Here is a 19,938-nt window from a genome sequence, read left to right on the forward strand (position 1 = left end):
AAACCGGCATTGCTGAAGCGATTTGAAGTTGTTGTCAACTGTAACGGCCCGGCGAGGCATTGGGAGCGTGCAATCCCGCACAACTGTCGTGCTTTTTTAGCACTGCGGCAGGGGAAATTGCCTCAGGGACCGAGGTGGGCTCCCTTCATGAATACTGTATGGCGGCGTAGCGTTCGGCTTCCCTGCGCAAGATAGCGGGGTTCCCCCTTGGTCCATCATGGACGCAAAGCAACCTTGTTCAGACATGTGCCGAAAGGCGTGACGGGATTGACCGCCCAGCGTGAAATACTCGCCCGCTAAATGATGCCCAAGCCCCGTCCAGGCGTCTAAATTTGCAAATGTGTTTTCTATACCCAAAGATTCAAAATGCTCCAGAACGAACTTATGCTTCCGCTGAGCGTGCAGGGTGCAATTTCGCTCTGTTAACCGCGTCAAGATCGAAATCAGAAATATCGGTAGCCTGAAAAATTCAATGCGGCAGGAATCTGTCAATGAAGGTCTTCATGAGATTCTCTCAGGTTGTTATAAGAAAGGCTTAGATGAATGCGGCGACTGCGACAGCCGCCTGACCGATGAAATCGGCAAGTTTCAACTAAAAGAGCGTGACGCTCGACGGCCAACCGATGATACAAAATCAGCGGAGACATAGATGAAGCTTTTCCTTACCAGCATGGCCCCCTATCCGCGACGCGTTACGCTATATCTGAATGAGAAAGGAATCACCTTAGACAGGCAGGAAGTTGATCTGCATCGCCTGGAGAACCAAAGCCCTGAATTCCGGGCGAAAAATCCGGCCGGAAAAGTTCCTCTCCTTGAACTCGATAACGACAGTTACCTGCCGGAGTCTGCAGCGATCATCGAGTATCTCGAAGAGCTATACCCAACACCGCCGATGATAGGCCGCACGGCCGAAGAGCGAGCCCAGGTTCGCGCCACGGATAGGGTCGCAAGCGAGGTATTCGTCCTGCTCAGTCAAATATTGATGCATACCTCGCCGGTCGCACTGCAGATACATCCTGGCCTCCGTCAGATGCCAGATGTTGGCACCGCCCTGCAGCCCCTGCTCGATCAGTTGCTCGACCAGTTGGAACAACGCATAGGCGATCAGACATTCCTGGCAGGTGCAACGCCAACGATCGCGGATTGCACGCTCTTTGCCTTGATGGAGGCGATTTATCCAGGCTTCGGCTATGAACTCCCTGAACGCTGTGGGCGCCTGCGGGCCTGGTATGACATGTTCCGGCTGCGGCCATGCGTCAGCATGTAGCCCCACGTCGCGCTTTGTACCACCCCGGAACCGTGCACGCGTGCTTTCTTTGACGCTTCTCCTACATCAGTTTTGATTTTTTCAGCATTACTCAGAGGTACACATGTCATCCGATATTACGGACGTTGAAGTTCTTATCATCGGTGGAGGGCCGGTCGGTCTCGTCTCTGCCATTCAGCTCGGCCGAGCGGGGATCAAAACGCTTCTATTGGAACGGCGTTTAACCTTTTCCGTCCACACCAAGGCTTCCGGCATCCATGCCCGCACCATGGAAATCTATCGGCAACTCGGGCTGGCCACCATCGTCCGACAACAGGGCGAGACATCGGGAAATGCCTTTTCGTTCGGCTGGATGACACGGATGAACGGGATTGAGCTCGGCAAGCTCACACTTGGAGCCACTCAGGCTGAGAGAGATCTGTTTTCCAGCTGGTCACCGGAAACGATGACGCTTTGCAGTCAGGACATTTACGAGCCACTATTCGCAGAAGTGCTCAAGGACTATCCGTCCGTCGAACTGCGTTTAAATTCGCCCGCCACAAGTATTGCTCAGGACGAAAGCGGTGTGACGGTAGCATATACATCGGGTGAACGGGGTCCAGGTAAAGTCAGGGCTCAATACGTTATCGGCGCGGATGGCGTCAGAAGTCACACCCGAAATTGGCTCGGCATTACTGAGGATGCCATTCCGTCATTTGGCTCCTCCCTCAACGTCCTGTTCGAGGCAGACATGGAACCTTATCGCGCCGGCCGCGAGTATGGTCTTTTCTGGATCATCAATGGCGATACGCAAGGCGCGTTCGGATGGCGACGGCGCGGCAATCTGTGGTCGTACAACTTCGAAGTGGCGGAGGGCGAAGACCCTTCGATATATACGGCTGAACATTGCACCCAAGTGATTCGGGCTGCGGCAGGCGTGCCGGATCTCGTCGTGAACATTGTCAGCATACTGCATTGGCAGCACGATCAATCGGTAACCAACGAATGGCGCTCTGGCCGCGTGTTTCTGGCGGGCGATGCCGCCCATCGCTTTCCGCCGCATGGTGGCTTCGGCATGAACAGCGGTGTGCAGGACAGTCAGAATCTGGCTTGGAAACTGATCGCGTGCCTGCGTTGGGGAGCCGGCAATCGTCTGCTCGACAGCTATCAGGCGGAACGTAAACCGGTCGCCCAGTTCAATGGTGACCAGTGTGTCCTCAATACGCGGCGCATGGCCGAAACCGGCTGGCTGCTTAAAGATGCGCGGGGGCTAGCGGCCATAGAAACTCCCGAAGGAGAGGCGCTTCGACAAAAGATCATCGCTGGCATCCCCAAACAACGAGAGCAACTGTTCTCGCAGGGACAGCAATTCGGCCGCATCTATCAGTCGACTGCGGTCATTGACGACGACACACCGGTCGAGGAATCCGACATCTCGACCTACAGGCCGACCGGGCATCCGGGCGCGCGCGCGCCCCATGTCTGGCTACAAGGCGACGACGGACAGTCCTTCTCGACAATCGATCTTTATGATGGTGGTTTCGTCCTGTTCGCCGCATCGGATGGCGGCGCGTGGCTTTCCGCAGCTTCGGACGTCGCTGGAGTCTTGAGCGTTCCGTTGACTGCGTTTCGCCTGGGAAGTCCCGGTTATGTCCAGCGTCCCGGCGACACACCGTGGGAAACAATGGTCGGGGTCGGTCATACCGGTGCAGTGCTCGTGAGACCCGATGGGCATGTGAGCGTCCGTTGGGATGCACTCCCCGACAATGCGCCTGGTGCTCTCAAGGTCGCCCTGCAACAAGTCCTCGATATCAGGTAGCGTGACGTACCGAGCGATCGCCTCGCCGCCTAAGAAACGGCTTCAAGTGCGACGCGTGTCGCCGTCCGCGGACGTAAATCGGCACTCGTCGAAACTGTGCAACTCTAAAATCGCAGCTTCGTGAGCATGGGTAAACGTCAAACTGTACGTTGCCTCTGTCACGGTAGGCGACGGACGGGTTCGATAAGGACGGGATCAGTGGCTATCGAAACCCGGGACACAATACCGGGCTTCGAAACACCACCAAAACATCAAAATGCCAGACTGAGTCCCGAATTAAAAATCAGGGAATCGGCGCTCTTCGGTGCGAATGTTGGGTTTTGGGTGTACGTTAAAGAATTGATCCAATACACCCCGCGCATGATCCTTGCCGCGTATGAAATGGAGTAACCAGTCGAGTTGGCGGCGGCCGCCGTGGACGCGAAGGCCGCGGATACGGCTCGCGCGTCCGAACTAAAGAAGGTTTTCGAAAAACCGACAGATATCATGTCCAGCGGACGCCCATAGATTGGACCGATATCGAACAGAGAGATTTGAAAGTCAGAGGTAAACAGGTTGCGGTCAGGCGGTGCATAGTCGGCCTTGATGTCCAGATACAAACCGTTCGGCATACCAGGGTGGGGTTGCGTCAATTGGTAGGTCCCGGCGACGTAGGCTCCGTAGTTGCTCGTCGCTGACTCCAGCGAAGTAAATCTCGAATAGTGGCTGGTGTTGTATATGCCACCGACGCGAAGGTTAATTGCTCGTCCTTCGGATGCCTCAGTCTTATAGCCGAGTTCATCGACGAATACAGCCCGCGCACCAGGAACAGTCAGCCGGAGTCCAGTCGGATTCTCGGCGACATCGGCGGCAAAACCCTCTGGACTCTGGCTTCTCGCGACGGCGAAGTGGTTGTAAAAGTGATGATTTGGGCTACGCACGGTCACATCAAACGAGGGCGTGGGCTCCTCCAGGCTCATACCCACTTCGGATGGGATAATGCTGACTGGGCCAAGCGTGCTCTTTGAAGGGGTCCCCCCGAAGAACAGGCCGTAGAACTCCGTCAGGAGCGGGTAATATCCATACTGAAGTTCGAGTTGCCCGTTCAGGAGCGGCTGATTAACCGCCAGGATGACCACCGTTGCCAGATTCGGCATTGACTCCGGGAAATTAGAGTTCTGCCACTCCCCATCCACAGTCAACTGGGCGCCAGGCGTGAATCCGATTCTGTTTAGGTCATAGGTAACGAACGCGGCCGTGGTGATACCCCATGTCGGATCTTGACCGGCATATAGCTGGGGATTCGCGTTGCGCCGGAAAAGGTCGTATGAGAACATAACCCTCGCCTGCGCGCCAAAGCCGATTCCGTTGTCGGCAAGGGCGTCCCGTACACCACCGAGATGCGGCGAGAGCGTTTCGCACGATGACGGAGGCAAGGCAGCCGGTTCGGAGCGTGGGTTAAGGTTGTCGAATGCCAGGCAGTCAGGCGTGAACGACGACATCCCGGGCGGCATCGGCGACGGTGAACCCGATGGTGCCACCGGTGGCGTCGTGCTCTGCGCCTGGGCGACGTTAGAACCGGCTTGCGCCTCCTGGGATTGAGCGAACGCGGTGCAAGAAATAGATAGTGGGATCGCGACACCGACAAGCGTGGCGAGTCTGAACTTGGCATACCTCATGTCATCTCCAATTTGTCTTATATGTTTATGGCAGCTATGCCTGTTTCCATCATCAAGAATGAAGGACTCGGCGTCTGCATTTGACGAGGGACTTCGACAGCTTGATAAATCGTCTCCGTTATATGATTCTTTGCGTGTCGATTCGATGCAAGCCGTCTGGCCTCTAGGCGGGAGCATTAATTGGCTCCCTTTCAATCAGCCATCGTTATTATTATGGTGTCCTACAAATTATCTCTAGTTGAAACTTCCTTTTTTTCTAGGCGTAAACTCATCGAACCGATTGACTGTGAACGGGGCCAAGCCACAGGCGCCGGGTCGAAATTGGACCGCCCATACAATTCATCAACCCGATCTGGATGCTCTCGCATCGCATTGAATTGAACTCTGAGGCATCGCAAGCATAACGAGGGTGGATTAGCTTGTCAGTCGCCATGAGATGGAAAACTGTTGTGCCATTTTGTACATTCACGCGGCATGAACAGCCTGGGTATTGCCAACCTGTCGGCGACCGAGAACGGCGATCGTGAAATCGCCCGCCGTTCAGCCCAATGTATCTGCAACCAGCACGGGGAGATTTCCTATATCGGGTGGCGCTTTCTCCCTGATGTGATCGGTTTCGCGATGTGGCTGTCCTACCGCTTTCTGCTGAGCCTGCGCATGCTCGAAGAACGGCCGTCCGCGCGCGGTATCGTAGCGAGGGTGTAGGTGAGCACGATGAGATTATCAATGCACTGAAGGATCGCAAGGAAGCCCTCGTCTTGGCGCTCTTTGACGCGCACTTGCATACCGTAGAAGAAAACCTTCGCCGCGATTGATGGAATTCGCTCCGGACACAAGGGAGATCACGCGAGCGCGAAGATCCAGCGCCACCCAGCACGCGTGAAGCAGCACTGCGTGCGCGTACGATCATTGGGTCTCCTGTGCTTAGTCTTTCCACTAATCGATCGGAGCAGATCTTCCAGCCTGACGCTCCATTAAGCCGTGTCTAGCAAACGGATTTATCTAAGCGTTCGTTGCGGACGGCGCATTGGCCGCAACCTCCTCATCAGCAAGCAACCGATCGTAAGCGCGCCGCACCGTCACAGTACCGGCATCGCCTTGCAGCAGCATCGGTTTCATCGACCAGAATTCCCGATCACCGACGGTTGCCTGCAGCGCTTCGAGCAGCCACTGATCTTGCTCCACAAACAGGCGTTCCGACTGGACACGAATCTCATTGTCGAGCGCATCATTGTCGAGCAGGAAATTGCGGGCGATCACCCAGAAATAATGCGACGACGTCCCGGTTTCGGGTGTCACCCAATGACAGTTCTTGGTTTCCAACCCGGTTTCCCGCGGCATCCCGGTCAAAGCCGCGCCGGTGTTTTGCGAAATCAGCGACGGCGCGTCCCAGCGCGAATCGGCCCATGTGTGCATGGTGCCTTCATAGTCGCCGCGCGACTGACGCCACATTATGTCGAACAACCCTGGAGGCGGTGTATCAAGCGCCTCCCGCTTAGCCCAGATGGCATTATCTTCACGCTCAACCACCGTCTCGGCCTTCGACATCGCCGGACAGTTGAACAGGTCACCATGAAGGATACCCACATGGGCGACATCAACGAGGTTGTCGATAATGTAACGATAATTGGCCCCGACCGTCAGGTATCCCGACACCAGGCGCCAGTTTCCGCCGGGTTCCATGAATGGATAATTAGGGATCAGGGACACGTCAGCGCGCTCGGTATCGCCCATCCAGATCCAGGTCGCGCCATAGCGCTCAGTCAATGGATAGCTCCTGATCCGCGCCGCCTTGGGCACGATGCCGGCGCCGTCGGGATTCGCCACGCAGGCACCCGTCTTGTCGAAGCGTAGCCCGTGATACGGGCATTGGATCGTGTCCTCGACGACCTTGCCGTAATCCAACGGTGCAAACCGGTGGGGGCACGTACTGGACAGCGCGACCGGTGAGCCGTCGGCGGTGCGATAAAATACAATCGACTGCTCGAGGATGACGCGCTTGCGTGGCGCCGCAGTGATTTCATTCGACCAGGCTGCCACGTACCAACCGTTTTTTAGTGCCTTCATTCCGCTCCTCCAGTAGTCTCTTGAGAACCTCACGCCGCGGCTTCTCTCCGCAGCCTTATTTAAACCCTATTCCAATATGGACATACTTGTCAATACGACGTTTTCGTCATTTCGAGTGAAAATGGAGCAAGTAAGTAAGTGGAAAACTACGCAGAGAACCCAACCATGAGAAAGCGAGCACAGACCAGACTCAGTCCAGAACAGCTGCAGCGGCGGTCGGAGATTGGGGAGGAGCGCAGGATGCTCACCCGGGCGAAGATCCTATCCGCGGCTTATAAGTTGTTCGCCATGCGCGGAGCAGAGGTGTCGACCATAGACGACGTCATCGAAGCCGCTGGAGTTGCGCGCGGCAGCTTCTACAACCACTTCCAGACCCGGGACGACGTCTTTAAGGCCGTCGCGGACGACATCGCCACCGGGATCAACCGAATGGTGATGCCCTTGCTGAGCAACGAGCCTGATCCCGCTGTGCGCGCGGCGCTGTCCTTTCGCATCTTTATCCATTTCGCCGTCAGCGACGAGAGCCGCGGATGGATCTTGTTGCGCACCATGCCGCTGACCGGCTTGGCCAACGCGCAGATGCGCGAGCGCGTCGAGCAGGAGTTCGCCGAGGGAGTGGAGGCGGGCCGCTTTCGCGCCGTTTCACCGACGATTCTGGCGGACCTTGCTTTCGGCATGCTGATGATGACGATCCGCCGGGCGGTGACCACCAAGTGCGACGATGATCACATTGCCGAGGCCGCTGAGACGCTGCTGATGGCGCTCGGCGTCAAGACCTCCGAGGCCCGGCGGATCGCCAGGCAGCCTGTTGATTTCGACGCCTTGTCCCGCTTGCTCGCCGAGACCACGGCTCGAACGTAGCTCCGTGGGGTGGCCACCGATATGGCAGCTTGATCGTCCGCATTAATTCAATTCTATAGGCGCGTCTGCGGTCGCCATGTGGAAGCTCGCGCAGCCCAAGAGAGACATCCTCTTCGACACGGAGGCGACGATCGTCGAGTGTGATTCAGACTCCAGGCAAGACTCCGGGACGTAGATTGCCTTGGCCGGCGGCACGTGGCAGGCGCCCACGAGGGTCGAATTCATGTGATCCACGGTGTGTCGTGCCATGGAATGGACTGCAACCCAACCCCTCATCTCATCTCATCTCGCCTCGCCTCGCCTCGCCTCGCCTCGCCTCGCCTCGCCTCGCCTCGCCTTAATTCATTTTATACGGTATAGTCATTTTGACTTGACCTGTACAAAATGATTAAAGACAATCGACACTCGACAAGTGCAAAGGCTGGGCTCAGCCCACGATAAATAGGAGGAGTGAAAATGAACGAGATGGCGCATGACGTCCTGACTGGCCGGGTCGGCCCGGTTCTGCGTGACGGCGCGACTATCGGCGACCTGGTCGACCTGGAGCGCCGGGAAGTGGCCATGCGAGTGCTGTCAGATCCGGAAATCCACCGTCTGGAGATGCAACAAATCTTCGGCCGAGCATGGATGGGGATCGCCCACATTGGCGAAATTCCCAACAGCGGGGACTTCGTTCTACGGCATATGGGCGAGGATCGGGTTATCGTCACCCGGACACCGGAGGGCGAGATCGCGGTCCTGCTCAATGTCTGCTCGCACCGCGGCTTCGAGGTTTGCCAGGCCGACCAAGGCAACGCTACCTCGTTCAAATGTCCTTATCACGGCTGGGCTTTCGACACCTGCGGGAAACTACTGGGTGCGCCGCTCGACAAGGAGTTTTATGGTGACTGGGACAAGTCCCAATACGGCCTGCGACGTGCTCGGGTCGAGGTGCGCGATGGCATCATCTACGCTACCTTCGACACGTCGGACGCCACCCTGGATGATTGGCTGGGATCGGCGGGATGGTATCTCGATCTTTGTGGCAACGATAAGCGGGTCCCCCTCGGTCCACCAACCCGGTTCTATGTGAATGCGAACTGGAAGACTTTCATGGACACCGCCGCCGGGGATGACTACCACCCGGTGACCCTGCACCGCGGCGTAGCCGAGATGGGGCTCGTCAGTCTACCGGGTTCGCCTGGAAACCGTTCCACGCTGGCCAGCATGAACAATGTCCTGGCCACCAACGACCAGGGCAACAACACCTTGGCGTTCGCGGAAGGCTTCCCGCACATTAAGAGTTTCGATGTGAATTCGGAAGGCTTCCTTGCCTTCAAGAACCGTGTCTTCGTGACGTCGGTGTTTCCGCAAACCGTTGTGTGGGGTCTGATTGCCAAGACCCTGCCGAACGGTACGAGCTACACCACTGGCACCCTTACGCAGATTGTCCCCAATGGGCCTGACTCGTACATATTCTCGACGCAGTACTTGATCGATCGCGACGCTCCCGAAGAGGCGTTTGAGTTGGAGCGGGCGCAAACCGCTGGCAACATCATCGCGCTTGACGACTTCGAAGCTAACGCTTCACAGCAACGATGTTCCAGCGGCGGGGTCGGCCAGCAACAACCGATGCGCTATTTTGCCAAAGGGGAGCATTTGAAGCGGAAGGATTGGCCTGGTCCGGGCGCTGTCTTTGCCGCGCCCTTGAAGGATGATGGCCAGTGGTATTTCTGGCGCCGATGGTTCCAGCTTATGACCGACGACCTTCGCCAGGCTTGATCCTATCGGCTGACGAATAAGTTCGACTTGTTGCCGTTCCGTCGTAATTAGCGGCGGCAAGCGTGCCTCCTGAATGGACGGATTCAAACGATGAGTACAACTACCATGGAAATACCAGCAAAGACGGGGGCCCGGGTGAAGGCATCCACCCCCATCTATGGCGACATTCTCGACTTTCTGATCGACGATGCGGCCATGCTCGACGATGATCGCCATGCCGAGTGGCTGAACAGCCTTGCGGACGACGTCGTTTACACGATGCCGGTTCGCAAGACTTTGCGTCGTCGCGATGGCAAGGGCTTCGACGAGCAGGGTTATCACTTGAACGACAACCGCCAGACTCTCGCGATGCGCGTCCAGCGCACGCTTGAGGTCCCCTCAGCGCCCGATCGCGATCCTGCGCCTAGAATCAAGCGGTTAGTGACAAATCTGGTGGTGCATGAAACTGGTGTTCCGGACGAATATGCAGCGACGACCTACCTGCTCCTGATGCGTAATCGCTTTGAGGCCCCCAGTTACGACATGCTGACGGCGAAGCGCGAAGACATCATTCGCCGAGAGGCCAATGGCACGCTCAAGCTCGCTCGCCGCCTCATCCAGGTCGACCAAAGTGCGCTGGGTACCGTCTACATCAACGTGTTCATGTAGGGTGGCCTATGAGTGACCAAAGTAAGCCTCTCTATGTGAGGGTGAATGCCGCAAAGTGCTGCGGCTACACAACCTGTGCAGATGTCTGCCCGGAGCTGTATAAGCTCGACGCACAGGGGTTTGCCTTTGTTGAAAGCGATGTCGTGCCAGCAGGCCTCGAGGCCAAGGCGCGGGAGGGCGCTGCGGCCTGTCCCGAAAAGGCGATCTACGTGGGCGAAGTCCTGCCCAACGACTGACTGACTTCCAACAAAGCCCAAGACAATTCAGGTTTCTGATGACGCCCAGGAGAATCCCGGTCAAAGCGGTTCCTCCTGGGGGCGACAAAGAGAGAGGATACGTTTGAGAAAGCCCATATTCATGCTTTTAGGAGGGGGGCTTGCAAGCGCGACGGCCGCCGCGACGTTGCGAGCGGAGGGCTTCGACGGACGAGTGGTGATTGTCGGCGATGAGCGCCATCCGCCCTATTCGCGCCCGCCTCTGTCCAAGGATGTGCTTCGCGGCGAAAAGACTCCGAAGCAGACGTGGCTGCGGCCGCCTGAATGGTATGCAAGCAAAGAAATCGAGCTTCAACTCGGCGTTCGAGCGGTCGCCGTCGACCCTGGCGCGCACGAGGTCGAGATGGCGAACGGCGAGCGCCTTACCTACGACAAGCTGCTGATCGCGACCGGCGGAATACCTCGGACTTTGGACATTCCCGGAGTGAATCTTCCCGGCGTGTTCTTTCTGACCAAACTTGAAGAATCGGTGGCGCTCCACGATCTCCTCATGCCCGGGACCCCAGTCGTTGTGATCGGGGCCGGGTTCATCGGCGCGGAAGTCGCTGCGAGTGTCCGCAAGCTTGGCTGCCAGGTGACGATACTGGAGACTTCGCCAATTCCGCTGGGGCGCGTTCTCGGTCCCAGGATCGGCCAGGTCTACGCCGATCTGCACCGGGAGCGTGGCGTAATCCTGAGGACCGGCATTGGCGTCGACCGTATTGAGGGCAATGGGCGCGTCCAGCGGGTCGTAGCCAGTGACGGCCAGATCCACGAAGCAGCGGTAGTAGTCATTGGGATCGGGCAAGTCCCCGATATAGGCCTCGCCTTGCGGTCTGGAATTCCTGCCCACAATGGAATCGAGGTCGACGAACTATGCCGAACCGAGGCCGCCGACATCTTTGCCGCGGGCGACATCGCCCATCACCCCAATCGCTTCCTCGGACGCCATATTAGGGTCGAGCATTGGCAAAACGCTCAGCATCAGGGCGCCGCTGCAGCGCGCAACATGCTGGGTCAAGCCAAGCCGTTTCATGAAGTTCCCTGGGTGTGGTCCGACCAGTATGAGCACAATCTTCAGGTTGTCGGGCTTCCCGATCCGAGTGGACATCTTGTGGTACGCGGCGACCTGGCCGAACGAGCTTTCTCTGCGTTCTTCCTGCGCGATGGTCGCGTGACCGCCGCGCTGGCCGTCAATCGCCCGCAAGACGTTCGCATCGCCCGCCAGATGATCCAATTCAGAACGGGGGTCTCGGAGTCGCAACTGGCTGATCTTGACACCAGTCTGGACGAACTCCTCGTTGCCGACGACAATTGAGGCTGTGCCGCAAGCCTAGTCCCACCCCAGATTTCACGGCCCGCACAGCAGTATCGTGATGGCTGCACTCGTCAGCACGATACTGCTGTTTATGCGCGAGGGTCGGCGCTCGCACTCAAGGCGTCGTTTCCGAAACGCCCTGTTTCAACCATTGTCCAACATCAGCATCAGCTGATCTGGATATCGAGAACGGTTTGTAGTGCGTGCGTCAATGCGGAAACGGGGCTCTCCGGCAGAGAGCGCCACCGCGCCGCGACGTATCCGTCTGGCCGAATCAGCAAGGCACCAGTAGGATCAACTCCGACTATTTCTTCCCATCGCGGGTCTCCGGACCGCTGCATGCAGTCTGGTCCGCCGATGCGAAAGGCCGACAGCGGGGCATCGGTCGATTCGGCTGCAGAATCCGCCGCCGCAAGCCACCGATCCCCGTCACGCGCCACCAACAAAATAAAGCCGCCATTGTAGAAGTCGATAGTCGAACGGCGACCGTTCTCTCCGTCTTCCAGCCACACATGCGGGGCGCGAGCACCCGGGTGACCCGTCGGCCGATAGACCGAGACGGTGGACTCTTCGCTCGGTGTGCCGTCGTCGATCATCGCGCTCGAACTATACATCTGACCAAATTGCTGTCCCTGCGAAAGGATCTGTTCCCGCTGCGCTGGCACCGAACTGCGAATCTTTTCGCGAAGCGCCTCTCCTTCGGGAGTCTCGATCTTTGCAAGCTCGCTAAGGTTCTTCTGCGGGCCGCCCATCGCGGCCATGCGTCGCGTATTAAGCAAACATTGCTCGCCATTGTATTGCGCAATCGGCTTGCGTTCAGGCTCATAGCTGTCGAGGAGTTTGTCTCCCGCGCTCCAGCGCAGCCGTGCGACGAGCTTCCAGATCAGATTTTGGCTATCCTGAACGCCGCTATTCATTCCAAATCCCCCATGAGGGGGAAAGCGGTGCGAAGCGTCCCCGGCCAAAAAGACGCGGCCTGCTCGCCACTGGTCGGTCACGGCCTGTTCCAGCTTCCAATGCAAGATGCTGACAACATTGATAGAGACGTCGGGCACACCGACACCCGCTCGAATGAGTTCGATGCATCGTTCCGGTGAATAGCTCGCCGGATCCTCCCCTGGAGGGACCGTGAAATTGTACGACCAGTAATTTCCGCGCTTCCAAGCGAAAGCCCCTTGCGTCTTCGCGTTCAGAACCCAAAACAGGCCATAGTCACGTCCGGCGCGATAGGGTTCGAGTTCAGCATTGAAAAGAACGTTGATAGAGTTGCCGAACGGTTCTACCCCGGACTCATCTATCCCCAGCCGCTGACGTGTCGGGCTGCGCACTCCGTCTGTTCCAATCAGGTACCGGGCCCGGGCGGCTTTCTGACCACCCGCGCTCGAATATCCAATATCAACCCAATCATCGCTTTGCTCTATAGATGTGGCTTCGCAGGCCAAGCGCAACTCAACCGATGGGTATTGCCTCACTGCCTCCGCGAGGAGGGGCTCGTAGATATCCTGACTGCAAGAGACCATCGTTTCAGGCGACCACAAGTGGAATCTCTCCCTTTCTTCCTCGGTCGCTCCGATGGAGATCGTACCAATCTCTATTCCTGTCAAGCTCGTCATCCAACCGATGGTTAACGCGCCGTTGCGGTTTACGCCACTCTCCAAAATCAGCTTGGACAGACCAAGTTCCCGATAGATCTCCATCGTCCTGGCGTGTATACCGCCCGCCTTGGGATGCGTTGAAAATTTCGCGCGTCTTTCGAGCAACAGCGTCTTGATGCCAGCACGACCCAACTGGATCGCCGACACCAAGCCCACTGGTCCGGCTCCAACAACGATCACTTCGAAAGTTTGTTCTTCAGAATTTTCCGTGAAACTTCCAACTGACATTCGCATGATCCTCTCAATTCTTTGTGCACTCTCTTTCGCCTGGCGACAGGACTAATGGCACAGACGAGCCTCACCAGTTACCGCTGGCCAGGAAAGCGCAGGATGTGTTGTTGGGTGACTACGCACACTAACCTTCGAACGGCGCAGTTGGCCGCAGTTACTTGCCGGGCGCCGTGAGGTTGAGTCTTTCCGGCGTGTCGGTGCCTATTTCGATTAGGTCGATGTGGTTTCCGGCCGGATCACGAAACTTTCCCGCCACCATTCCCGTTTGTGGGACTGTCGAATAGGGCTGCATCGTGATCGTGGCTCCATTTTTTTGCGCCCGCTGAACAACGTGTTCTATCCCTCTCGTCATGAATGTCCAGCAATTATTATCATTGGGGGCATATTGCTGGTTGGACTTCATACGTCTGTCGAGGATAAGACGAGGCGCGCGGTTGGCGATCGCCTCTTCGAGAGTTTTTCCGACGTTGAGTATGATGGCATGATCGAGAAGGGCGCCAATCTGCTGCATGCCGAATGTCGATTTATAGAATTCCGCGAGCCCATGAAGGTCAGGAGCAGGGATTCGGACATAACCGATGCCGGTTACAACACCTTGATCGGGGACTGACGGATATTCGGTAACGTCAGGACTGTCAATTGACATGCGATTACCTGTTCTATATTTAGGTGGTACCCAAGGCACAGAAACCGAGAAGGTTCCGGTTTGTGACTAGCAAAGGCGTGACGTCGACAAATGTCATCACGCTTTGTCACGCCGAATTCCCAGGTTAAGTCTGGGGAGGCGGTCTTCCAGACAAAGAGCTGCGCCTGTGGCGACATGGGTCTCCTACGCGCCCCCGCGCATAACGCTCGGAATCTGGGTGCACGTGTGTGACGAGACAAGTATCCGCAGGTTTAGGCGACCGCCGATGAGGATGGGTTGACTGGAACCGGGGCGTGGGCGGCCTGCTCCGCTGCGAGCAGGCGATCAGTCTCCCGGCGTACCTGCACCGCGCCGACATCGCCCACCAGCAGCGCTGGTTTCATGGACCAGAACTCCCGACCGTTCATGTTCTCCTGCAGGGCCTCCAAGAGCTTTTCGTCTTGCTCGACGAAGGCGTACTCGGTGCCGGCGCGCACGTCCACATCCAGCGCGTCGTTGTCGGTTTCGAAGTTGCGGCAGATGGCCCAGAAGTAATGAGAAGAGGTCTCAGACTCCGGTGTCACCAAATGGAAATTCTTAGTCTCCAACCCTCCATCACGCGGGAGGCCGCTCAGTTGGACCCCCGTATTCTGAGAGATCAGGGATGGTGGGTTCCACTTGGACTCAGCCCAATGATCCATAGGCGCATCGTAATCGCCGCGGCTGCGCCGCCACATCATGTCGAAAATCTTCGGCGGAGTGGTCTGCTCAGCGAAGCGCTTGACCCAGATGCCGTTGCCATCGCGTTCGATGGTCTGCTTGCCGGTGGCCAGCCCTGGGCAAGCCAGCATGTCGTGATGCACGATCAGAACATGGGATACATCGACCAGATTATCGATCATATAGCGATAGTTGGCGCGTACATGCAGATAACCGGTGACGGGACGATAACCACTGCCGCTTTGAAAGAAGGGGAAGTCCACTATCAAGCCTTCGTCGGCCAGCGTCGGATCGCCCATCCAGATCCAGCACAGACCACCTCGCTCAACCAGTGGGTAGCTGCGCACACGTGCGGTGGCTGGAACCGCGCCATTGAGATCGGGATTGAATACACAGTGACCTTGCCCATTGAAGCGAAGCCCGTGATAAGGGCATTCAATGGTGTCTTCGACAATCTTGCCGCGGTGGAGCGGAGCGAAGCGGTGCGGACAGATGTTTCCCAAAGCCACCGGCGTTCCATCCGTTTGGCGGAAGAACACGATCTGTTCCTCGAGCAGGGTACGCCGCAGCGGAGTGGTCCCGATCTCAGAGGGCCACGCGGCCACGTACCAAATGTTGCGAAGTGCTTCCATCTCATCCTCCTCTCATGCTATTCGCGATAGTTTTCTCACATACAGGGTGGACGATACCGTCAATTGAACGATAATGTCAAATTGACCTTGTTCGTCAATATGAAAAGACCGCGGAACACACAGGTGCGACGTATTGGGAGGGGCCATATAACCACTGCCCTCCCAAGGCGTTCAGAGGAAAATTGCCCACGGTCCACGCTTCCATCGGGGCATGACACTGCGGGATATGCATCCGCCCTGAGCCCATCGTGGGCGAGGGGAGCAACAGAATTTCAAGCCAAGCGAGGATGCGCGCCTTACGTCTCTGCAAGCACGCGGCACAAGGCGTCGAAATCGACAGCCTGCGTGGCGATCCGCCGGGCCTCCGAGGTCTTGACGCCCAGCGCCATCAGTAACGATGGGTGGATTAGCTCGTCAGCCGACATGAGATGGAAAACTGTTGTGCCATTTTGTACGTTCGCGCGGCATGAACAGCCTCGTATTGCCAACCTGTCGGCGACCGAGAACGGCGATCGTGAAATCGCTCGCCGTTCAGCCCAACGTATCTGCAACCAGCACGGGGAGATTTCCTATATCGGGTAGCGCTTTCTACCTGACGTGATCGGTTTCGCGATCTGGCTGTCCTACCGCTTTCTGCTGAGCCTGCGGACGCTCGAAGAATAGCTGGCCGCGCGCTGCATCGACGTGACGTACACTCCGAAAACCCGCCCGCGGATGGGAGTGTGCGGCGCCGGCCGCTGACGTTCGGGCTGAGGATTGCCCGGCGCACCCGCTCCATCGCGTGGACCCGTTGGGGCAAATAGGAGCGCAACGAAGTCGTCGTCGCGATCAATGGCACAAAGCACAAACTGTGCTTCCGGAGGGACTTTCTTCAGGGTGTGCGCAAGGTCCAGAACGTGCTCATGGATTGCCGCTACGATCCGAACACCCAAGAGAAACGAGAGGCGGGCACCCAAGTTCTCGATGTTTGGAAACGACAGTACCCACCCGGTAATATGGGCCCGTGCCGCGTAAGGCGTGGCCACGGGCTGAACGATTGTCTCGTTTGTCCTAACATCAACAAGTTGACAATCCCCGTATACTTTACTTATTCGCCCGAGTACTAGCGAGCTAGGCAGAGAAGGAGGGGACATGGTTAATTTCAACGATATGTTTTTATTTTCTAAAGTCGTTGAGCACAAAGGAATCAGTGGGGCGGCCAAAGCGCTGGGAATGGTGCATTCTCGAATTTCGAGGCGCGTTGCGGCACTGGAAACGAGCTTGAACGTCCGGTTGATTCAACGGTCAACTCGTCATTTCGCCGTAACTGAACTCGGAATGGAGTTTAATCGACATTGCCTGAAGATGATCGCAGAGGCGGACGCCGCCGTAGAAAAGACTGTCCAGGCGCAAGAGAAGCCGGCTGGCCTCGTTCGAATGAGCTGTCCCACCATGCTAGCTCAATTCGTAATTGGCCCTCTACTCCCCCTGTTCTTAAAAAATAATCCGAATATTCGTATTAGCGTTGATACAACTGAGAGAGATGTCAGTCTCGAAGAAAATTTTGATCTCTCAATCCGCATCCGGTTTTTACCGTACGAAGACTCCAGTTTGATGGCTCGGCCTCTTGGGATATTTCAGCCGGTTCTACTCGCTAGTCGGGAATTTCTTGACCTCTTTGGGCGGCCCAAGTCGCTGGAAGAACTCTTGCAAATGCCTACTGTTAGTTACTCCTCCCCGCAGGGGCCACATGTATGGACATTGATAAGTCCCGAAAAATGCGAGATACAGGTTAGACATCAACCAATACTGACCGCCGAAGATTTTGTGGTTATCCGACAAGCCGCGTTGCAAGGTGTAGGAGTCGCGTTACTTCCGTTGTCATTATGTCTCGATGATATTCGTGGCGGTGCACTTGATGTTGTTTTACCGGAATTCACCGCTCCAGTCACCGAACTCCAAGCCGTGTATCCTTCGCGTCATGGTTTGCTGCCAGCTGTCAGATTGCTCATAGACTTTCTCAGTGCTCAATGTACCGGCGACCTTCAACGCGCCGAGATTGCTCAGCATTCCGGCCGCGGACTACACGGCGCCGCGCGCTTTTGGACCAGTCGCCGATCGATTGAACGATTGATCGACGATCCACGCCGATGCGAAAATGTGTTACCGATTGCGGATTCCGAGCTAGCCGTGTCCGCCATTTCGAAATGAACCCGTATGGAAAGCGGGGCTGCGAGGGTATACCGAGAACCAGCATCATATATGCGCCTCGCAGGCTACCGTTGGGCATCACAGCAGCCTCGACGAGGCCTGACGCCTGAAACATCTTCGACATCATCCCGGCTCATCGCCAAGGCGGCGAGTTGCGCCTTCACTCCTCAACCTGCGCTCCCGGACAAATCGCGCCGGACTGCAAGTGGTCAAGGTGAGATTCGATTTCAGCAGGTTGTAACGCTCGCGCATCGTAATCTCATCCATTGCCCCAGGTGTTGGCGATTCGGGCAGCATTGAATAGCTCACTGAGCACAATAGCTTGGGCCGGATCTGACCAGCATATCTCCCCCGGTGCCACTGAATCTACAACAGTTGTCGAGCGCACATAGGAATGCAGAATCTCACGGCGTCAACACCAGCCGAATATATAAAACAGCACAACAGTTGTCCATGCTGTAGCGCCTGACAATCTAACTCATCCTCGTTATGCTGGAGATGCTTCGGAGTTCAATACAATTCGATTCGGCGACTTCCGATCTCGATTAACGGATTTGTCTGGTCGATCGAAAGCGTAGGCGTGGACAGTGGATTGAAGTGCACGTTTTCGGATACCACTGCATTGCGCCCGGTCACCAACACGGAACGGTTTAACCGAAACCTCAACCGGCTAATTCGTCGAGCCTGAACAATCTTCAAAGCCTTTCGGTGTAAGGTTTTGAGCCGGAAATGCGGTTGTGGGAATTGCAGGGACCTGGCATATTGAGGCGTGAATCCTGCATTTTTCGACGAGGTGCAGATGGGTCCGAAGACGCCTGTGACGGAGGGAGATTTCTTCCGGCAACCGCTGCGCGAACAGATCAACCTGAGGCACCCGTTGGTCGGTTTGGCCGACCTGATCAACTGGGATCGATTGGGCGCATCGATGAGCGAGAGTTTCGTATCACGCAAGGGTCGGCCAGCGACGTCGCCGCGCCTGATTGCGGGGCTGCTGTATTTGCAGCATGCGTTCGATCTGTCCGACGAAGAGGTCGTCTGGCAATGGGTGGAGAACCCGTACTGGCAGATCTTCACGGGCGAAACGTACCTGCAGACCGAGCCGCCGATCGACCCGTCGAGCCTGACACGCTGGCGTAAGCGACTGGGCGAAGCCGGCGTTGAAGAGTTGCTGGCCGAGACGATCGAAGCAGCAAAGCGTGCCGGCGTGATCAAGGCCTCGAGCATGAAGCGCGTGATTGTAGACACCACCGTCATGGAGAAGGCGATCGCCCATCCAACCGATTCGCGATTGCTGGAGCGGTGTCGCGAACATCTGGTGAAGGCCGCGGCGCGGCACGGGCTGAAGCTGAGGCAGAACTACAACCGCGAGGCGCCACGTCTGGGGCTGCAGATTGGCCGCTACGCTCACGCGAAGCAGTACAAACGCATGAGGAAGGCATTGCGCACGCTACGCTCGCGCGTTGGACGGGTGATGCGCGATGTGGAGCGGCAGGTCGCCCAGGTAGCAGACCCAGGCCGCGCGGCATTAATGGAGTTGATTAGCCGCACGAAGCGCATCCTGGCGCAAAAGCCGAAGGACAAGAACAAGCTCTACGCGCTGCACGCACCGGAAGTTGAATGTCTGGCGAAGGGCAAAGTCCGCACACCATACGAATTCGGCGTGAAGGTGTCGATCACGACGACCCACAAGGAAGGCCTCGTGGTTGGGATGCGCTCGATGCCGGGCAATCCGTACGACGGTCACACGCTCGCTGAAGCGCTGGAGCAGGCGGCAATCCTGTGCGACGCCACGCCGGAAGTCGCCATCGTCGACCGCGGCTACAAGGGTGTCGCCGTCGACGGCGTGAAGATCTACCACCCGGGGTTGCGCCGAGGTATCACACGCGGACTACGCGCAATGATCAGACGGCGCAGCGCGATCGAACCAGCCATCGGTCACATGAAGACAGACGGAAAACTCGGCAGGAACTGGCTCAAAGGTGCGCTGGGCGATGCGATGCACGCGGTGTTGTGCGGCGCTGGCCACAACCTCAGGATGATCCTGAGGAAGCTGCGGTTTTTTTGCGTCTTTGTTCTCGCTGCTTTGCTCAACCGCTGCGTTGTCGCCAACGTGGCAGTGTGACACCGGTGGCACGAAAAACGAATTGTTCAGGCTCGACTAATTCGCGAAGAGCGTTTGAGTAAACGTCTTTACTTGCTGCCTCATTTTTTAAATCAAGGAGATGTGAAAAATTTCAAGACATAAAGCACGAA

General features: G+C 57.0%; 16 protein-coding genes. 11 read left to right on the forward strand and 5 right to left on the reverse strand.

Translation table 11 applies throughout. The features are described from left to right. The first annotated feature begins 406 nt into the window (after window positions 1-406). From PQR40_RS17185 to PQR40_RS17195, 3 genes are all read left to right on the forward strand, one after another. Complete coding sequence (locus PQR40_RS17185) at window positions 407-649, forward strand: hypothetical protein (RefSeq protein ID WP_408225736.1); 243 nt, start codon at window positions 407-409, stop codon at window positions 647-649. Next, complete coding sequence (locus tag PQR40_RS17190; protein WP_408390570.1) at window positions 650-1,267, forward strand: glutathione S-transferase family protein; 618 nt, start codon at window positions 650-652, stop codon at window positions 1,265-1,267. Between the two features lie 103 nt (window positions 1,268-1,370). Further along, window positions 1,371-3,065, forward strand: a complete 1,695-nt coding sequence (locus PQR40_RS17195; RefSeq protein WP_408225745.1) for an FAD-dependent monooxygenase — start codon at window positions 1,371-1,373, stop codon at window positions 3,063-3,065. 251 nt (window positions 3,066-3,316) lie between these two features. Here the strand turns inward: PQR40_RS17195 and PQR40_RS17200 are convergent, their stop codons facing one another. Further along, window positions 3,317-4,723 carry a carbohydrate porin gene (locus PQR40_RS17200; protein WP_408225748.1) on the reverse strand — a complete coding sequence of 469 codons (1,407 nt, stop codon included), beginning with the start codon at window positions 4,721-4,723 and terminating at the stop codon, window positions 3,317-3,319. A gap of 474 nt (window positions 4,724-5,197) precedes the next feature. Between PQR40_RS17200 and PQR40_RS17205 the strand changes: the two genes are divergently transcribed. Then, the gene (locus PQR40_RS17205; RefSeq protein WP_408225751.1) at window positions 5,198-5,428 is read left to right on the forward strand and encodes a hypothetical protein; all 231 of its coding nucleotides are present in this window, start codon (window positions 5,198-5,200) and stop codon (window positions 5,426-5,428) included. A 297-nt stretch (window positions 5,429-5,725) separates the two neighbouring features. Here PQR40_RS17205 and PQR40_RS17210 read toward each other — a convergent pair whose 3' ends face one another. Beyond that, window positions 5,726-6,790: a Rieske 2Fe-2S domain-containing protein gene (locus tag PQR40_RS17210; protein ID WP_408225754.1), complete on the reverse strand. Its 1,065-nt coding sequence runs from the start codon at window positions 6,788-6,790 to the stop codon at window positions 5,726-5,728. 240 nt (window positions 6,791-7,030) lie between these two features. On the opposite strand from PQR40_RS17210, the gene PQR40_RS17215 reads away from it, so the two are divergent. The 5 genes from PQR40_RS17215 (at window position 7,031) to PQR40_RS17235 (ending at window position 11,632) form a co-directional block, all read left to right on the forward strand. Beyond that, entirely contained in the window at window positions 7,031-7,651 is a 621-nt protein-coding gene (locus PQR40_RS17215) for a TetR/AcrR family transcriptional regulator (RefSeq protein WP_408225757.1), read from the forward strand. A gap of 456 nt (window positions 7,652-8,107) precedes the next feature. Next, window positions 8,108-9,412 (forward strand): aromatic ring-hydroxylating oxygenase subunit alpha, encoded by a 1,305-nt coding sequence (locus PQR40_RS17220; RefSeq protein ID WP_408509450.1) that lies wholly within the window; start codon window positions 8,108-8,110, stop codon window positions 9,410-9,412. Window positions 9,413-9,502: 90 nt separating this feature from the next. Further along, entirely contained in the window at window positions 9,503-10,060 is a 558-nt protein-coding gene (locus tag PQR40_RS17225) for an aromatic-ring-hydroxylating dioxygenase subunit beta (protein ID WP_408225763.1), read from the forward strand. A gap of 8 nt (window positions 10,061-10,068) precedes the next feature. Further along, window positions 10,069-10,296: a ferredoxin gene (locus PQR40_RS17230; protein WP_408225766.1), complete on the forward strand. Its 228-nt coding sequence runs from the start codon at window positions 10,069-10,071 to the stop codon at window positions 10,294-10,296. Between the two features lie 103 nt (window positions 10,297-10,399). Further along, the gene (locus PQR40_RS17235) at window positions 10,400-11,632 is read left to right on the forward strand and encodes an NAD(P)/FAD-dependent oxidoreductase (protein ID WP_408390561.1); all 1,233 of its coding nucleotides are present in this window, start codon (window positions 10,400-10,402) and stop codon (window positions 11,630-11,632) included. A 167-nt stretch (window positions 11,633-11,799) separates the two neighbouring features. On the opposite strand, the gene PQR40_RS17240 is transcribed toward PQR40_RS17235, so the two are convergent. From PQR40_RS17240 to PQR40_RS17250, 3 genes are all read right to left on the reverse strand, one after another. Further along, the gene (locus PQR40_RS17240) at window positions 11,800-13,515 is read right to left on the reverse strand and encodes an FAD-dependent monooxygenase (protein ID WP_408225772.1); all 1,716 of its coding nucleotides are present in this window, start codon (window positions 13,513-13,515) and stop codon (window positions 11,800-11,802) included. 157 nt (window positions 13,516-13,672) lie between these two features. Beyond that, complete coding sequence (locus PQR40_RS17245) at window positions 13,673-14,164, reverse strand: VOC family protein (RefSeq protein WP_408225775.1); 492 nt, start codon at window positions 14,162-14,164, stop codon at window positions 13,673-13,675. A 251-nt stretch (window positions 14,165-14,415) separates the two neighbouring features. Further along, complete coding sequence (locus PQR40_RS17250) at window positions 14,416-15,495, reverse strand: Rieske 2Fe-2S domain-containing protein (RefSeq protein ID WP_408225778.1); 1,080 nt, start codon at window positions 15,493-15,495, stop codon at window positions 14,416-14,418. Window positions 15,496-16,626: 1,131 nt separating this feature from the next. On the opposite strand from PQR40_RS17250, the gene PQR40_RS17255 reads away from it, so the two are divergent. Together PQR40_RS17255 and PQR40_RS17260 are read left to right on the forward strand one after the other, a co-directional pair. Beyond that, a complete protein-coding gene (locus PQR40_RS17255) occupies window positions 16,627-17,685 on the forward strand; it encodes a LysR family transcriptional regulator (RefSeq protein ID WP_408225784.1) in 1,059 nt (352 codons plus the stop codon). Window positions 17,686-18,484: 799 nt separating this feature from the next. Continuing rightward, complete coding sequence (locus PQR40_RS17260; RefSeq protein WP_408509493.1) at window positions 18,485-19,807, forward strand: IS5 family transposase; 1,323 nt, start codon at window positions 18,485-18,487, stop codon at window positions 19,805-19,807. The last annotated feature ends 131 nt before the right edge of the window (window positions 19,808-19,938 follow it).

Source organism: Paraburkholderia sediminicola (genome assembly GCF_046026855.1).
GTDB classification, from domain to species: domain Bacteria; phylum Pseudomonadota; class Gammaproteobacteria; order Burkholderiales; family Burkholderiaceae; genus Paraburkholderia; species Paraburkholderia sediminicola_A.

Coding starts and splice junctions, on each gene's coding strand:
- PQR40_RS17190 (WP_408390570.1), top strand. CDS start 650: ATGAAGCTTTTCCTTACCAGCATGGCCCCCTATCCGCGACGCGTTACG.
- PQR40_RS17195 (WP_408225745.1), top strand. CDS start 1,371: ATGTCATCCGATATTACGGACGTTGAAGTTCTTATCATCGGTGGAGGG.
- PQR40_RS17200 (WP_408225748.1), bottom strand. CDS start 4,723: ATGAGGTATGCCAAGTTCAGACTCGCCACGCTTGTCGGTGTCGCGATC.
- PQR40_RS17205 (WP_408225751.1), top strand. CDS start 5,198: ATGAACAGCCTGGGTATTGCCAACCTGTCGGCGACCGAGAACGGCGAT.
- PQR40_RS17210 (WP_408225754.1), bottom strand. CDS start 6,790: ATGAAGGCACTAAAAAACGGTTGGTACGTGGCAGCCTGGTCGAATGAA.
- PQR40_RS17215 (WP_408225757.1), top strand. CDS start 7,031: ATGCTCACCCGGGCGAAGATCCTATCCGCGGCTTATAAGTTGTTCGCC.
- PQR40_RS17220 (WP_408509450.1), top strand. CDS start 8,108: ATGAACGAGATGGCGCATGACGTCCTGACTGGCCGGGTCGGCCCGGTT.
- PQR40_RS17225 (WP_408225763.1), top strand. CDS start 9,503: ATGAGTACAACTACCATGGAAATACCAGCAAAGACGGGGGCCCGGGTG.
- PQR40_RS17230 (WP_408225766.1), top strand. CDS start 10,069: ATGAGTGACCAAAGTAAGCCTCTCTATGTGAGGGTGAATGCCGCAAAG.
- PQR40_RS17240 (WP_408225772.1), bottom strand. CDS start 13,515: ATGTCAGTTGGAAGTTTCACGGAAAATTCTGAAGAACAAACTTTCGAA.
- PQR40_RS17245 (WP_408225775.1), bottom strand. CDS start 14,164: ATGTCAATTGACAGTCCTGACGTTACCGAATATCCGTCAGTCCCCGAT.
- PQR40_RS17250 (WP_408225778.1), bottom strand. CDS start 15,495: ATGGAAGCACTTCGCAACATTTGGTACGTGGCCGCGTGGCCCTCTGAG.
- PQR40_RS17255 (WP_408225784.1), top strand. CDS start 16,627: ATGGTTAATTTCAACGATATGTTTTTATTTTCTAAAGTCGTTGAGCAC.
- PQR40_RS17260 (WP_408509493.1), top strand. CDS start 18,485: ATGGGTCCGAAGACGCCTGTGACGGAGGGAGATTTCTTCCGGCAACCG.